The organism is Pontibacter aydingkolensis, from assembly GCF_019443125.1.
GTDB lineage: Bacteria > Bacteroidota > Bacteroidia > Cytophagales > Hymenobacteraceae > Pontibacter > Pontibacter aydingkolensis.
Genome location: NZ_JAHYXK010000021.1, coordinates 38,499 through 53,188 on the forward strand (window position 1 = coordinate 38,499; position 14,690 = coordinate 53,188).

At 46.3% G+C, this 14,690-nt stretch carries 11 protein-coding genes; 4 read left to right on the plus strand and 7 right to left on the minus strand.

Annotated elements, in window-relative coordinates:
* Positions 1-265 precede the first annotated feature (265 nt).
* The 3 genes from K0O23_RS17580 (at position 266) to K0O23_RS17590 (ending at position 4,798) form a co-directional block, all read left to right on the plus strand.
* Positions 266-2,773, plus strand: a complete 2,508-nt coding sequence (locus K0O23_RS17580; protein WP_246597193.1) for a PIG-L family deacetylase — start codon at positions 266-268, stop codon at positions 2,771-2,773.
* 178 nt (positions 2,774-2,951) lie between these two features.
* On the plus strand, positions 2,952-3,098 hold the full coding sequence (locus tag K0O23_RS17585; protein WP_219878765.1) for a hypothetical protein: 147 nt from the start codon (positions 2,952-2,954) through the stop codon (positions 3,096-3,098).
* Positions 3,095-4,798 carry a sodium:solute symporter gene (locus K0O23_RS17590; RefSeq protein ID WP_219878766.1) on the plus strand — a complete coding sequence of 568 codons (1,704 nt, stop codon included), beginning with the start codon at positions 3,095-3,097 and terminating at the stop codon, positions 4,796-4,798. Before K0O23_RS17585 ends, K0O23_RS17590 begins: the two co-directional genes overlap by 4 nt.
* 591 nt (positions 4,799-5,389) lie before the next feature.
* Here the strand turns inward: K0O23_RS17590 and K0O23_RS17595 are convergent.
* The 7 genes from K0O23_RS17595 to K0O23_RS17625 all read right to left on the minus strand — a co-directional run bounded on the left by K0O23_RS17595 (position 5,390) and on the right by K0O23_RS17625 (position 13,902).
* Positions 5,390-6,304, minus strand: coding sequence for a class I SAM-dependent methyltransferase (locus tag K0O23_RS17595; RefSeq protein WP_219878767.1), 915 nt, complete (start codon positions 6,302-6,304; stop codon positions 5,390-5,392).
* Positions 6,305-6,386: 82 nt separating this feature from the next.
* Positions 6,387-7,253 carry a DUF2911 domain-containing protein gene (locus tag K0O23_RS17600; protein ID WP_219878768.1) on the minus strand — a complete coding sequence of 289 codons (867 nt, stop codon included), beginning with the start codon at positions 7,251-7,253 and terminating at the stop codon, positions 6,387-6,389.
* Between the two features lie 101 nt (positions 7,254-7,354).
* A complete protein-coding gene (locus K0O23_RS17605) occupies positions 7,355-7,879 on the minus strand; it encodes a hypothetical protein (protein WP_246597194.1) in 525 nt (174 codons plus the stop codon).
* Between the two features lie 141 nt (positions 7,880-8,020).
* Entirely contained in the window at positions 8,021-9,838 is a 1,818-nt protein-coding gene (locus tag K0O23_RS17610) for an ABC transporter ATP-binding protein (protein ID WP_219878769.1), read from the minus strand.
* Positions 9,839-10,523: 685 nt separating this feature from the next.
* On the minus strand, positions 10,524-11,990 hold the full coding sequence (locus K0O23_RS17615; protein WP_219878770.1) for a sodium:solute symporter: 1,467 nt from the start codon (positions 11,988-11,990) through the stop codon (positions 10,524-10,526).
* Between the two features lie 79 nt (positions 11,991-12,069).
* Positions 12,070-13,086, minus strand: coding sequence for an MBL fold metallo-hydrolase (locus tag K0O23_RS17620; protein WP_219878771.1), 1,017 nt, complete (start codon positions 13,084-13,086; stop codon positions 12,070-12,072).
* A gap of 159 nt (positions 13,087-13,245) precedes the next feature.
* Entirely contained in the window at positions 13,246-13,902 is a 657-nt protein-coding gene (locus K0O23_RS17625; protein ID WP_219878772.1) for a hypothetical protein, read from the minus strand.
* Positions 13,903-14,258: 356 nt separating this feature from the next.
* Between K0O23_RS17625 and K0O23_RS17630 the strand changes: the two genes are divergently transcribed.
* Positions 14,259-14,600: a hypothetical protein gene (locus K0O23_RS17630; protein WP_219878773.1), complete on the plus strand. Its 342-nt coding sequence runs from the start codon at positions 14,259-14,261 to the stop codon at positions 14,598-14,600.
* The last annotated feature ends 90 nt before the right edge of the window (positions 14,601-14,690 follow it).

The window sequence follows — 14,690 nt, forward strand, 5'->3', positions numbered from 1 at the left end:
TTTTTAATTTTAAGGATTAATCAAAATCCTATGTTTAACAACCGTATTCCAAATATTTGAAATACGCTTTATTAAAAAAAAAGATTATGTACCGCTAATGATATACAATATTGTTGTTTGTCTGCTATAGTAGACTTTCTGTCTTAGCACAAAGTTTGCGGGTTTACTTGATATGTTTATTTGCTTAGCTTTACACTAGCTATTTGATGGTTATGCGAAACACGATACTATGAAAAATGTTACGTTGGCGCTAAGATGCGTTTTTTTGGCTATTACTCTATGGGTTTGCAATCAATTTGCTCAGGCCCAGGCACCTGCCAAGCCATCAGCCGCAAAAATTTTACAAGATATTAAAAAGCTTAACGTGCTGGGTTCAGTGCTGTATGTAGCTGCACACCCCGACGATGAGAATACCCGCCTGATTGCTTACATGGCGAACGAAAAGCTATACAATACCGGCTATCTTTCTGCCACACGCGGCGACGGGGGCCAAAACCTGATAGGCCCTGAAATAAGCGAAAACCTCGGCATTATCCGCACACAGGAGTTGTTACAGGCACGCCGCACCGATGGCGGACACCAATTCTTTACCCGCGCCAACGATTTCGGTTATTCCAAAGACTCCAAAGAGACGTTTAATATCTGGGACAAGGAGCAGGTGCTGGCCGATATGGTATGGGTTATCCGGAAGTTCAGGCCTGATGTAATGATCACACGCTTTCCGCCAGACGAACGCGCCGGACATGGCCAGCATGCAGCCTCTGCTATTCTTGCCGAAGAGGCTTTTGAGGTGGCAGCTAACCCGAATCGCTTTCCGGAGCAGTTAAAGTATGTGAAAGTATGGCAACCAAAACGTCTGCTCTGGAATACCGGAGTTTGGTCTTTTGGAAGCCAGGCCGAGTTTGAAAAATTTGTAGACCAGCTGCTAAAAGTAGATGTGGGTGGATACAATCCGCTATTAGGTAAATCGTATGGCGAAGTGGCCGCCGAAAGCCGTAGCATGCATAAAAGCCAGGGCTTTGGCGCAGCAAGCAGCCGCGGCACTTCTCTTGAATACCTGCAGCACACCAAAGGCGAGAAAGCCGGCAAAGAACTTTTTGAAGGTATAAATACCACATGGGCACGTGTAAAAGGCGGCGATAAAGTTGAGAAAATAATCCAGAAAGCAATTGATGCTTACAAACCCACGCAACCGGCTACTGTTGTTCCTACCCTGATCGAGGCAAAAAAAGAACTCGCCAAACTACCTGAGAGCCACTGGAAAAAAGTGAAGACGGAAGAGTTACAAGAAGTAATAAAAGCAGCATTGGGTTTATACTTAGAGGCTACGGCTGCAGATTATTCTTCGGCGCCCGGTGAAGCCGTGCAGGTGCAGGTAGAGGCCGTAAACCGCTCTGCAGTACCGGTAACGCTAAAAAGTGTGAGGTATACTTTTGCAGCTAAAGACACCACTTTGAACAAACAACTGCAGCGTAACGAGCCGCTGAAGTATGGCATATCAGTAACGTTGCCTGCTGCTATGCAAGCCTCACAGCCTTACTGGCTGCGTAAGCCAGGCACGCTGGGTCTGTTTGCTGTTGCAGAGCAGCAGCAGGTAGGCAAGCCCGAAAACGACCCTGCCGCAGAGGTGGCTTTTAACTTAACTATCGCCGGTGAGCCGATGCTGTTTACTGTGCCGGTAGTGTATAAGCGCACCGACCCTGTAGAAGGTGAAGTATACCGGCCATTTGTGGTAACGCCTCCTGTGTTTGTGAACGTGGCCGAGAAAGTATACATGTTTGCCAACGGGGAGCCAAAGCAAGTGCAGGTGCGAGTAAAATCCGGCAAAGCAGATGTAAACGGCATGTTAAAGCTGGACTTGCCCAAAAGCTGGAAAGCAGAGCCTGCCTCTGTACCGTTTAACCTTAAAGCGAAGGGGGCTGAGCAGAATTTTACCTTCACAGTTCACGCTCCACAAACTCAGCAGGATGCAGTACTTAAGGCGATTGCAACTGTAGATGGCAAAAACTATTCACAGGGCCTAAATGAAATAAATTACAACCATATACCTGCCCAAACTACCTTTCCGGAGGCAAGTGCCAGAATCGTAAAGCTGGACCTGAAGAAGAAAGGCCAGAAGGTAGCTTATATAATGGGAGCCGGCGACGATGTACCGGTTAGTTTGCAGCAGATTGGATATGATGTGACTGTATTAAAAGATGAGAACATACGCCTGAACTACCTGCAGCAGTTCGAAGCTATTATACTTGGTGTGCGGGCTTATAATACCGTTGATCGCCTGAAATATCACCAGCCAACCTTGCTGGAGTATGTGAAAAACGGCGGTAACCTGATTGTGCAGTATAACACCAACCACAGCCTGGTGCTGCCAAACGTTGGCCCTTATCCACTAAAGCTATCCCGCGACAGAGTAACAGTAGAGGAGGCTGAAGTTCGTTTCCTGGAGCCAAACCACCCGGTACTGAACACGCCAAACAAGATCACACCAAAAGATTTTGAAGGATGGGTGCAGGAGCGGGGTTTATACTTCCCGAACGAGTGGAGCAAAGAGTATACGGCTATACTTTCGTCTAACGACCCTGGTGAGCCTGCCCGAAACGGAGGTTTGTTGGTGGCAAAGTATGGCAAAGGCCACTACATTTACACCGGCTACTCCTGGTTTAGAGAGCTGCCGGCTGGTGTGCCGGGCGCCTATCGCTTGTTTGCCAACATGATCTCGCTGGGAAAGAGCAATGAAGCAGGTGGCGGTAAAGCTCAGAATGCGGTAAATTAATTATTTAGACGAAAAGCGTATCCCGCAGCACGTATCATGATTTTTAGATAATTTGGCATAACACCATCTGACAAAGGGGATATATTTTATGAATGGAATTTCTAAGAAGCCCTTTGTTACAAAGTCGTGATACTTGATACCTGCTACGAGATACGTAAATTGTCAAGAAACAATAACTATGAAAGACACACACCCTGTCGATGAAGAGGCACCTATTTCGAAGCCACCTTTTTTCAAAAGCTGGGCAGGCATGTATTGGCTGGTGCTGGGTAACCTCGCATTCCTGATCATCCTTTTTTACATCCTTACTAAAATTTACGAATGAAGCCATTAGACTGGATCGTGCTGCTGGGCACGCTGGGCTTTATCGTGATCTACGGAGTCTGGAAAACACGTGGTAGCAAAGACATAGAAGGTTACCTGAAAGGCGACAACAGCATGAAATGGTGGACCATCGGTTTATCCATTATGGCTACGCAAGCTAGTGCTATTACTTTTCTTTCCACACCTGGGCAGGCTTATGAAGATGGGATGCGCTTCGTGCAGTTCTATTTCGGTTTGCCGATTGCGATGGTTATTATCTCCATAACAGTAATCCCGATCTTCTACAAGCTCAATGTATTTACGGCCTATGAGTTCCTTGAGAACCGCTTCGACCTGAAAACCCGTTCGCTGGCTGCCTTCCTGTTTTTGGTACAGCGTGGCCTGGCGGCAGGTATCACTATCTATGCGCCTGCTATTATACTTTCTACTATGCTGGGCTGGAGCCTTACCATTACCAACCTGCTTATCGGTATTCTGGTGATCATCTATACCATGTCGGGTGGCACGAAAGCGGTAAGCGTAACTCAGAAACAGCAGATGGCCGTTATGATGGGTGGGATGATCATTGCCGGTATTATGGTGGTGAGTTACCTGCCTGCCAACGTTAGTTTCGGAGATGCCGTGGCAGTAGCCGGTAAAATGGGCAAGATGAATATAGTGGATTTTTCTTTTGACTGGGATGACCGCTATAACTTCTGGTCAGGCATGACGGGGGGCTTGTTCCTGGCACTGTCATACTTTGGCACCGACCAAAGCCAGGTAGCGCGTTATTTGGGTGGAAAATCAATAGGAGAGAGCCGGTTGGGGTTAATCTTCAATGGTTTGCTGAAGATACCTATGCAGTTTCTGATCCTGTTTATCGGGGTGATGGTGTTTGTGTTTTACCAGTTTAACCAGCCGCCAGTGTTTTTTAACGATGCAGCCAAAAGCAAAGTATACGGCACCGCCTACGAGGGAGAGCTTAGGGAGCTAGAGGCAAAGCATACGTCATTATTTGAGCAAAAGCAGCAGGCTGTACAAAGTATGGTAACAGCCCTTAAAGCTGATGATGAAACGGCTGTAAATGCTGCGCAGGCAGAGGTAACCGCACTTGCAGCAGCCGGAAAAGGTGTGCGTGAAGAAGTAAAAGGCCTTATCAAAAAAGCAGCACCCGATGCAGAAACCAAAGATACCGATTACGTTTTCATTTCCTTTATCATGAAGTACCTGCCAACAGGCCTTATCGGTTTGTTGCTGGCTGTCATCTTTTCTGCGGCTATGTCGTCTACAGCATCCGAATTAAATGCACTGGCCTCTACCACAGTGATAGATATCTACAAACGATCTGTAAAACAAAACGGCGATGCTACGCATTACCTCAATGCCTCCAAAATGTTCACCGTTGCCTGGGGCCTTATCGCCATACTTTTTGCCACCTATGCTTCTTTGCTGGATAACCTGATCCAGGCAGTAAACATTATCGGCTCTATTTTCTACGGCACTATACTAGGGATTTTCCTGGTGGCATTTTACTTTAAAAGTATAAAGGGCAACGCGGTTTTCTTTGCAGCGCTGATAGCCGAAGCTGTTGTGCTTTACTGCCACTACTTCACCGATATTGCTTTTCTGTGGTTTAATGTGATCGGCTGTGTTTGTGTGATTGTGTTTGGGTTTATACTTCAGGGATTGATAGGAACTAGGAATTTTAGAATTAAGGGTTAAATAGGATTCCTGACCACAGATTAAGGAGATTTGATTTATTTTTAGGATTGTCTTCTGCGCAGAGGTGGTTGCTATTGCGATCGCTGTCATTGATGCAGCTACTCTCCTTTTGTCATCCTGTCAAAGATCTTGGTGGAAGGGAGGTTAAGCAATGGCTGTCATGAAACCCACCCCTAGTTTCAAGAGGGGAATTGCTGCTACTGAATTAGCCACAGTGCTGTTTTATAGCTGAGGCCATCACTCGGACAGGTCGCGACCTGTCCCTACAAATCAGAATTTATACTTTATTCCAAATTGGAACAGCCGCTTGCTAGGAAGTGTCCATTCCAGTCCTTGGGTGGGGGAAGGGGCCCTCGACATCGAGTGCCTTCTATTGTTGCGGTGCTGAACGGAGTGAGGCAGCCGAAGCAGCTCGGAGGCAGCTTTCAATAGACAGCGCGATGCCTAAGGGCGCGAGGCCTTGCGGCCTTAGGCATGCCAAAGCAAGAAATGAAAGTATAGGCTATAAGACTGAGGAAGTGCAGCACTTGAAATAAAGGCAGAAAGTATAAATCAGAAGCTAATTTAAAGGCAATCGTACCAAAGTTCTTCTTACCTAGGCTTCTGCGCTGCAACAATATAAACCAAACTGCCTCCAGCCGACACATACTCCTCATTCAGTAGCTTCTGCTTCATGGTAATTTTGTTGTAGAGCAGCATCTGCCAGTACGCGTCGAACTTCTCTTTGCCGCCGCCGCCAGCCATGTAATAGTTCAGGTTGTCCTGGTAATCATAGCCCATGGCTTCTGTTTCGATCCATTGTAGCATCTGCTCTACCCGAAGCATCTTTTCTTGTGTGTCGTAGGGCGGAATAATGGAAAGGGCTTTGTCCGAGATCCATACTTTGGTGTTGGCCAGGCCGGCTTTCAAAAAAAGATCGGGCACTACATCGCCTAAGGAATTAAAGCCTTCACCTAGCTGCTTTTTACCTTTTTCTATTCGTAGTTTTATCTCCAGCACATCCAGCATACTCTCTACGTTAAAGTCTGTTTCGCCGTAACGATCAAACATGAGGTTGGGCACCAGGTTGTTGGGTTCCAGGGCCAGCACCCAACCGCCGGGCTTGGTCACGCGGATCATCTCCTGTATTACGCGTTGCGGGTTTTTTACGTGAATCAGCAGGGTCTGGCAGAGGGTAACATCGGCAATGTTATCCGGTAGGGGAATATCAGTGGCATTGCCAACTTTAAATTCATAATTAATGCTGTTACGTCCAAACTCACTTTGTGCCCGCTGCCTGGCATCTGCAATGTGGCCAGGTTCGTAGTCTACACCATATACCGTTGCACCGTCGGGCATGTACTTCGAGAACTTGAAGCCCATCATGCCTTTGCCGCAGCCAATATCTACCAGTGTCTGGCAATATTCTATGTACAAGCGTTTGGCCAGCAGTTCCAGGTAATCCTCGTTCCACCAGTACTCACGGGCAGGACCCAGGTGCTCTTCAGAATGCATTTTTTCTTCCAACTGATCTATACTTTAAGTAAAAACAAGAGCCCCCGAAGTATACGTCCGGAGGCTCTTTTATACGGTAAAAGCAAAGGTAGCTTTATTTCATCTTTTTCCAGTCGGCAATAGCCTTTTCATTAAGGCGTACATAGGCGTCATTTTTAGCAGCTTTTGCCATCTCCATAGATCTCTCAGCAGTTTTAATGGCTGATTTATAGTCTTTCATCTTTGCTTCTAGCTTTGCCTGTGCATGCACATGCCAGAACTTAGCGTCAGAGCCGCTGTTGGCTTTTTTCATCCACTCGTGGGCCTGCTTCAGGTCGCGGTTGTTCTCTGCATAATAGCTGGCAGCCGCCGCATACTGAGCCGGAGTAGCATTCGGATTGTTTAATACCTGTTCCTTAATCTGGGCCATTACCTGTGCATCTGCATCTGTTTTAACAGTAAATGGCACGATTACGTCATCCCACAGAATTTCTATGTCAGCGGCATCATTTTTCAGGTTAGCAAAATTAATTGTGAAGCTCTCAACTTTACGAGGGTTCTTCTGAGCCTTAACTTTAAAGCGGGCCTGGTCTTCTTCCTGCTTATAGCCGTCGCTGCCCCATAGCTTAGTGTTTTTGTTCAAAATAACAGTCCACTCCTCTTTATTAGGAATAGTATAAAGCGCATATTCACCGGCAGGTATTTTGTTGCCCGCTATGGTTACATCGCCAGAGAATTTAATCTTGGTAGATGCATTTGCACCCGTACGCCATACCTGGCCATAGGGCTCCAGGTCCCCGAATACCTGACGTCCTTTTACCGCTGGGCGGGAATAATTTATGCTGATCGTGTCTAGGCCTACAACCTGCTCTACTTTTTGTGCCGGACTTGGAGCTGGCATTTTAATACCCTGTGCCTGCGCAGCGCCTGCACTAAAAAGCAGTGCCGCAGAAAGTACAAAACCAATTACTGTTTTTTTCATGATATGATAGTTTAAGTAGTATGTTTTAGTAATGTAATATTACATATTATATATGTAGAAGTCGAGCAAAGTATAACCAAGCTTGCTGTAATTTCGACAAACTAAAAGCTGCGCCCTACACTTAACCCGAACCTAGGCACAAGAGCCAAACCCGGTGTACGCACGTTGCTCTCCGACGAAATAAAAGGTGTTAAAGCTACACGCACTAACAAACCTCCTTCGGGCTGCTGGTAACGGAAGCCAAGCCGGGCAAAGTACATGTCGTGCAGCAATTCGGGGTCGTCGGTAAACCTGCGGGTATAACCTAATCCGAACTCAAAATGTTTTTCACGACGCCCCATCAATCCAATTGCTTCTATGGGAACTATCGGGTAGGTGGTTTTCTCTTCAGGCAGAAAAAATAAGTTGGTGCCTACCCCGATCCGAAGCCCTGTTTTAAACTCTGCCTGCTGAAAAAAGAGACGCTCATAGTTGATGGAGTACGTATCGCCGTTACCTGCAATTTCTAAGTATGCCGCATTCATTGCACTTAAATTCTCTACGGTTCTGTATTGGGCAGAGAGTTTATCAGGGAGCAATAAAATGGCAAAAAACAGCAGGAGCAGGGTGAAGCGTTTTTCTGGCATAGATACAAGGAGGCCTCTCTTTTAAAGAACAAGGCAGTTCTGGACTGCATACGTAAAGTATAGGGTAAAGTATATGGTTAAAACAAAAAATCCTACCCGTTTAGTACAGGCAGGATTTTTATACTTTGTGTAGTTTTATACTTAGCTCAGCTCAAACTGAAGTTTCAGCAGGTTTGCATAAATGCCGTCGGGGCTCATAGAGAGCAGCTCGTGCGAGCCTTCTTCCACAATCTCGCCACCGTCTATTACTAATATTTTATCTACTTTACGAATGGTTGCCAGGCGGTGCGCAATTACAATAGTTGTGCGGCCTTTCATCAGCTCGTCCATGGCCAGTTGTACCAGGTGCTCCGATTCAGAATCGAGGGAGCTGGTAGCCTCATCGAGTACAAGTATGGCAGGGTTCTTAAGTATGGCCCTGGCAATGGCAACGCGCTGGCGCTGGCCACCTGAAAGTTTAATGCCACGCTCACCAACCAATGTGTCTAATCCTTCCGGGAAAGTCATGATAAAATCGTAGGCGTTTGCTTTGCGGGCTGCGTCTATAATTTCCTGCTCAGTTGCCTCAGGGCGGCCATAGGCAATGTTTTCGCGGATGCTGCCGCCAAACAGTAATACCTCCTGGGGTACTACCCCAATATTGGCACGAAGGGTAGTTAGGTCCATGTTTCGGATGTCTTTCCCGTCAACTGTCAGGCTGCCGCCTGTAACATCGTAAAAGCGCATCAGCAACTGTATAATAGTAGACTTGCCAGCACCACTCGGACCAACCAACGCTACTTTTTCGCCTGCTCTTACAGTAAAGTTTATATCGCGCAGCACCTGTATATCCTGGCGGGTTGGGTAAGAGAAAGCAACCTGGTTGTATGAAATGTCACCGTGAAGGCGCTGCACCTGGCTTAGGGCTGTCGGGCTTTTATCTGTTGGCTCTTCCTCTTCCTGCAGTATCTCCAGAATACGCTCTGTAGCTCCCAATGCCGCCTGTACTTTGCCATACAGGTCGCCGAGGCCACCCACAGATGCACCGATAAACACAGTATAAAGTACAAATGAGATCAGGCTGCCAGGCTCAATATCGCCGTTGGCCACCAGCGTAGCTCCGTACCAGATCACAAGTATAATTCCTCCGAAAAGGCCTACAATGATAAAGGTGATGAAGGCACCACGGTAATATGCTGCAGACAAGGCAGTTTTCACAGCCTTGCCTAAGGTGTTTCTGTAGCGTGCTACCTCGAACATCTCGTTTGTAAAGGCCTTTACTGTATTAATGGCTTGTAGCGTTTCTTCTACTATCACATTGGTGTTAGCCAGCTCGTCCTGCGTTTTTTTAGATAAGCCCTTTATCTTACGGCCAAATACCAGCGCCAGCGCCACCAATACCGGAAAAGTAGCCAGCATAAACAACGACAACTTGATAGAAGTCCACATGATGATGATGATGCCGACAATAAGAGTCGTTGTCTGGCGGAAAAGCTCTGCCAGGGTAATAGACATAGCATCCTGCACCTGGGCCACATCCGTAGTGATGCGGCTGGTAATCTCGCCTACGCGTCTTTTCTCGAAGAAAGAGATAGGCAGCTGTACAAATTTACTGTAAAGGTCGCGGCGAATATCAGCCACAGCGTTCTCGCTTACCTGCGCAAAAAAGTATACCCTGAAAAACGAGAAAATGCCCTGTGCCAGTATGATCAGGAACAGGCCGATGGCGATCATGTTAATGTCTTCGGTCAGGCCGCTGGCGTTGCCAGTAGAAGAGTCGAATAACTTGCCAACCAAGTATGGGAAAGCCATGAACGTGAGGCTCGAGAGCACCAGGAAACCTAATCCGACAATAAATTTATACTTGTAAGGTAGAACGTAGCTAAATATCCGGAGGCCCCTTCGAAAACTTTCCTTTGTGATTTTCTTTCTGCCTTCTTTGTCCTGCTCTCCGTTTAGCCCGAATCCGCGTTTTGCCATTAATGAAACTCTGCTTAAATACTTGTAAAGCTGCTTTTATACTTACAACAGCCTTGTGTAACGGGTTTATAACAGCTATTCCGGTAGAATAATGCCGCATTCCCGCAAAATCTTACAAAGGTAAGGATTATGATGGATATTGTGGTGATGTTGTTGATTTGGCAATTACTTTGGTAGCTGCATTTTTGCCTTTCTATCGAGTTGCTGTTGTTCCTCAGTCTTATTTACCTATAGTTTCATTTCTTGCTTTGGTGTGCTCAAGGCCGCAAGGCCTCGCCTTTGCGCATCGCGCTGTGTATCTGAAGCTGCCCTCGTGCCTCAGGCTGCCTCACTCCGTTCGGCACCGCAACACCTATAAGGCGCTCAACGCAAAGGCTGAGATTGACACTTCTTTGCTGGCGGCTGTTGCGATTGGAATCAGAAATACACTCCTCTGTTTTTAGGGAAGGGCCAGGATTGGGTAATTCGTAGGGACAGGTCGCGACCTATCCGTGCTATGGCGGTAGCAATGAAACTTTATACTTTGATCATAAACAACTGCTGAAAATCACCTCTTGAGAGGGGCAGGGGTGTGTCTAAACGCTTACAATGAAACTATAAGCGAGTCCGGAGACTCACACACACCCAAAGTCACGGGTTGGATACCCGCGCCAGAGAAAAGACTAAAATTAAAGCCAGGTTAAAACTACTTCTGCGCCAACTCCAGTTCTCCCATTCTGCCCTTCGATAGCGCCATTAATCCGGCAAAAGTCAGGAAACCATTCAGAATAAGCACTTCAAAGCCAAATTGATAACCCCAGAACCACTCCACAGAGTTATAGCTGATGATGTAGGTGAGCATAGGGGATACAAGACAGATAGCCGGCACAAACCTGTCGCGGATGGCGCGCCTCGTGTAAAGGCCAAAAGCGTAAAGCCCCAGCAGCGGACCATACGTATAGCCTGCCACGGTAAACATGGTAGAGATCACACTCGGGGAGTCCAGCACATCAAAGGCAATGACTACCAGCACCATCACCACCGAAACACCGGCATGTGCCCAGTAGCGCTGCTGTACCCGCTGGTGCTCACTCTTGTCATTAAAATTGAGAAAATCGACGCAGAAAGAGGTAGTAAGTGCCGTAAGCGCAGAGTCGGCGGAGGCGTAGGTGATAGCGATAATACCAAGTATAAACACAATGCCCAGGAAAGCAGAAAAATGGTTGATAGCCAGGAACGGGTATACATCGTCGGCTTTCGTTGGCAGGGATAAGCCATTCGTTTCAGCATATGTGTAGAGCAGCACACCCAGCGTCAGGAACAGGATGTTTACGACAACCAGGATCACATTAAACCAGAACATGTTTTTCTGTGCCTCGCCAATGTTTTTGCAGCTCAGGTTCTTTTGCATCATGTCCTGGTCCAGGCCTGTCATGGCAATGGTAATAAAGGCACCTGCCAGAAACTGCTTCCAGAAATAGTTGCCGGCTTTTACATCCCAAACAAACACCTGTGAATAATTACTTTCCTGAACTGTTGTTACTAGGCTTTGATAATTGTAATTCAGTTCATCGGATATGAGCCAGATCGTAGTGGCAACCGCAACCAGCATGGTCATGGTCTGGAAAGTATCCGTCCAAATGATGGTTTTCATACCACCCCTAAAAGTATAAACCCAGATCAGAAGTATGGTGATGATAACAGACACAGCAAAGGGAATACCCAGGTCATCGAATACAGCAAACTGCAGCACGCCAGCCACTAGGAACAAACGGATAGAAGCCAATAGCGTGCGCGAAAGCAGGAAAAAAGCAGCCCCCGTTTTATAAGACCAGTAACCAAATCGTTGCTCGAGGTAAGTATAAATAGAGACCAAATTCAGGCGATAATACAGCGGCATCAGCACAGTGGCAATAACCAGGTAACCCAGCAGGTAGCCGAGCACCATTTGCAGGTAAGTAAATTGCGTTGCCTTTACCATGCCCGGTACCGAAATAAAGGTTATCCCCGATAAAGTGGTGCCGATCATACCAAAAGCCACTATGTACCACGGCGATTTCCGGTTGGCCAGGAAAAAAGTATCGGAATCGGTTTTGCGGCTGGTGAGAAAAGAGATAAGTATAAGTATACAGAAATAGCCTGCAATTAAAGCAAGTATAAGCGTAGGAGACATAGCAAATGCTGTTCGTGAACCTGATGTTTTAGGTCAGGTACGCAAAGATAGCAAAAGTATAGCTGCTGTTTGGTAGTGCTTATTGCAGGTCTTTCAGTAGTACCGGTTCTCCGATGGCAGGCATTTTTAGCCCTGGTAACATACCAGATGCCGCAATCTGCTCCAGCATACGGACCGGTTCACTTGGCGGCTCATCAGACAAATCGAAGGTGCCATAGTGCATTGGGATGAAGGTGCCGCCGCGCAATGTGTTGAAAGCCCGTACTGCCTCATGAGGGTTCATGTGGCTTTTCTTCATTAAAAAGGAGGGCTTATACGCACCTACCGGCATAATACATAAATCTATAGGGCCAAACAGATCCTCAATCTCTTCGAAGTGTGAATCAATACCTGAATCTCCGGCAAAGTATAACGTTATCTCAGGCGTTTTGAGCAGAAAACTACCCCAAAGCATCTTGTTCATATCTGTTAAGCCGCGGCGGTGCCAATGTGAGGCAGGCAAAAAGTATACTTCTACGGCATCAGGCACTAAGTCATACTTCTGAAACCAGCCGGCTTCCTGATAAGGCAAATGGCGGCAGGTGTTACGCAGTATCTTGCCAACCTCCAGCGGTATCAATGCTATTAGCTGAGGGTTGTGGGTAAACACGGTTTTAATCGACTGCTTGTCCAGGTGGTCGCGGTGGGCGTGGGAGAGCAGCATAAAATCTATGTTAAGCAGCTGGTCTGGCGGACAAGGCAGCTGTGTTTTACGCTTTACCAGCGGCAGGTTAAACAGCACAGGGTCTGTAATAAAGCTGATGCCATTTAGCCTGATAAAAAACGTTGCATGCCCCAGCCATACCACCATATCCTCGTCTGATGTTATAAAATCGCAGCCTTGCTGTACAGGAGGTGTATAGGTATCCTGCTTTTTTTCGTCGCGTTGCGGGTTAGGCGATAGCTGCCATTTAAGTACCTTGCTGAATTCCGGAAGGTAGAGTTCTTCTCCGTTCGCAAACTTGCCTTTAATGATCTTGTTGCCCCGGTAATCAGGTTTTATGGTTTCGAGGCGATCGTTTTTGAGGTGACGGATATGTTTGTTAGGCTGCTGCAAAGTGTGCTCTATTTTGTATTTGAGTTTTTGTACTTAAACCTGTAAAGTGGCTGTTTGGTTAAACTGAAGTAAGTTTTTCAGCAAGTATAGATGTTTTTAGGCACAAAAAAAGCGCTTCTCCGATAAACAGAGAAGCGCTTTCATACTTTATGTCTTTTGTTAGTATCCCATTCCGAAACGGTTGAAATTGCCAAAACCCGGGCCATAAACAGCGTTGAACGGTGTAGCACCGTCAGTGTAACGAATACCTCCTGTTACGGTAAAGTGCTCTGTTATCTTGTAGGTTGCCCTAAAATCGGCTCCCATTCTGCCTGGGCTGTAAAAGCTGGAGTTCAGGTTATTGGCTGGCATGTTGGAGAAATCTCTCCATATGTTGCCGCTAAGTATAAGCCTGTCGCTGGCCAGGTAATCTAAGCCTACGCTGCCAATGTAATGGCTGCTGCCGTTGTTGCGGTAAACCACTGTGTTGCCTTCCGGATTAACAGCGCTGGTGCTGTAAGGCATAGCGTTGATATAAGTTAAGCTGGTATTTACCCTGAAACGGTTGCTTACCTGGTACCGCACAGTTGGCTCCAAGTATGTTGCGCTTCCGAACCCACTGCTAAAGCTGGCCCCCGCAGATAAACCGTAGCTTAGCTTTGGTCCTGACCAGGAGGGTTTAGCTTTGGCCTCTGTTTCCTGCGCAGCTGTGGTTACCGGTGCAGTAGTTGCTGCCGGCACTGGTGCGGCATTCAGGTTAGGCTTTACGTCCTGCGCTGCGGCATTGCCTGCCCAGAAGAAGCTAACTGCTAGTATGGTTCTAAGTATATTTTTCACGCGAAATCTCTGAAGTATAATTCTTTATACTAAGTTAAGGCGCTACAAGTTCAAAAGCAAAAACGAATAGGGCTATACTTTGTTGTATGAGCTTTTATTTTGCTTTCGCACCCAGCCATGCCGTTCGGTAAGCCTGCATTTCCGGCGTTAGCTAAAGGCTTGTAGCGTTACTTACTGGCCTTTCTTGAAAAATTGTAGCCTACCAAAATAGTGAAATGTGTGATTGAGCTGCATTAATAGTAATATAAGTAACTTTTATATGATGTTACTTTTGGTGCAAATTATTCATTGAATATTTGTAATTATAGATATAGTATTGACTAAATGTTCTATTTCTAAATTTTAACGTTACCCTTATGAAAAACAAACTGCTTAAATTTTTGACCCTGTTATTGCTGTTTACCACAGCGTGCCAAGTGCATGATGGGGATTTAGTTAGTCCTAAAGAAGAAAAAAATGCTCAGTTAAAAATGAGTAAAATTACTTCTCTTAACAAGGAGCCACAAATACAAAACATTCTTTCTAAAATTGATCTAAAACTCTCAAATCAGCGGGTAACTGGCAAGCCTTGGAGCTTATCGGATGTTGACACAGATTACATTTTAAAGATGTTACAATATGATAGCACCTTTTATGCTTATACATTTAATATACCTAAGGCTGTAACTAGAAGCTATCTCAAAAATACCTTAGCATGATTTTCATGCAGGCTAGCAGGACAAAGGCGAGATAGTTTTCAGCCTTGTGCTCATGCCTGACCAATGTTCTTCTAAAGTTGAATAGCCAGG

Excerpts from the sequence above, each read along its gene's own strand:
- K0O23_RS17615 (WP_219878770.1), bottom strand. The coding sequence starts at position 11,990 with ATGTCTCCTACGCTTATACTTGCTTTAATTGCAGGCTATTTCTGTATA.
- K0O23_RS17630 (WP_219878773.1), top strand. The coding sequence starts at position 14,259 with ATGAAAAACAAACTGCTTAAATTTTTGACCCTGTTATTGCTGTTTACC.
- K0O23_RS17605 (WP_246597194.1), bottom strand. The coding sequence starts at position 7,879 with ATGCCAGAAAAACGCTTCACCCTGCTCCTGCTGTTTTTTGCCATTTTA.
- K0O23_RS17600 (WP_219878768.1), bottom strand. The coding sequence starts at position 7,253 with ATGAAAAAAACAGTAATTGGTTTTGTACTTTCTGCGGCACTGCTTTTT.
- K0O23_RS17585 (WP_219878765.1), top strand. The coding sequence starts at position 2,952 with ATGAAAGACACACACCCTGTCGATGAAGAGGCACCTATTTCGAAGCCA.
- K0O23_RS17590 (WP_219878766.1), top strand. The coding sequence starts at position 3,095 with ATGAAGCCATTAGACTGGATCGTGCTGCTGGGCACGCTGGGCTTTATC.
- K0O23_RS17610 (WP_219878769.1), bottom strand. The coding sequence starts at position 9,838 with ATGGCAAAACGCGGATTCGGGCTAAACGGAGAGCAGGACAAAGAAGGC.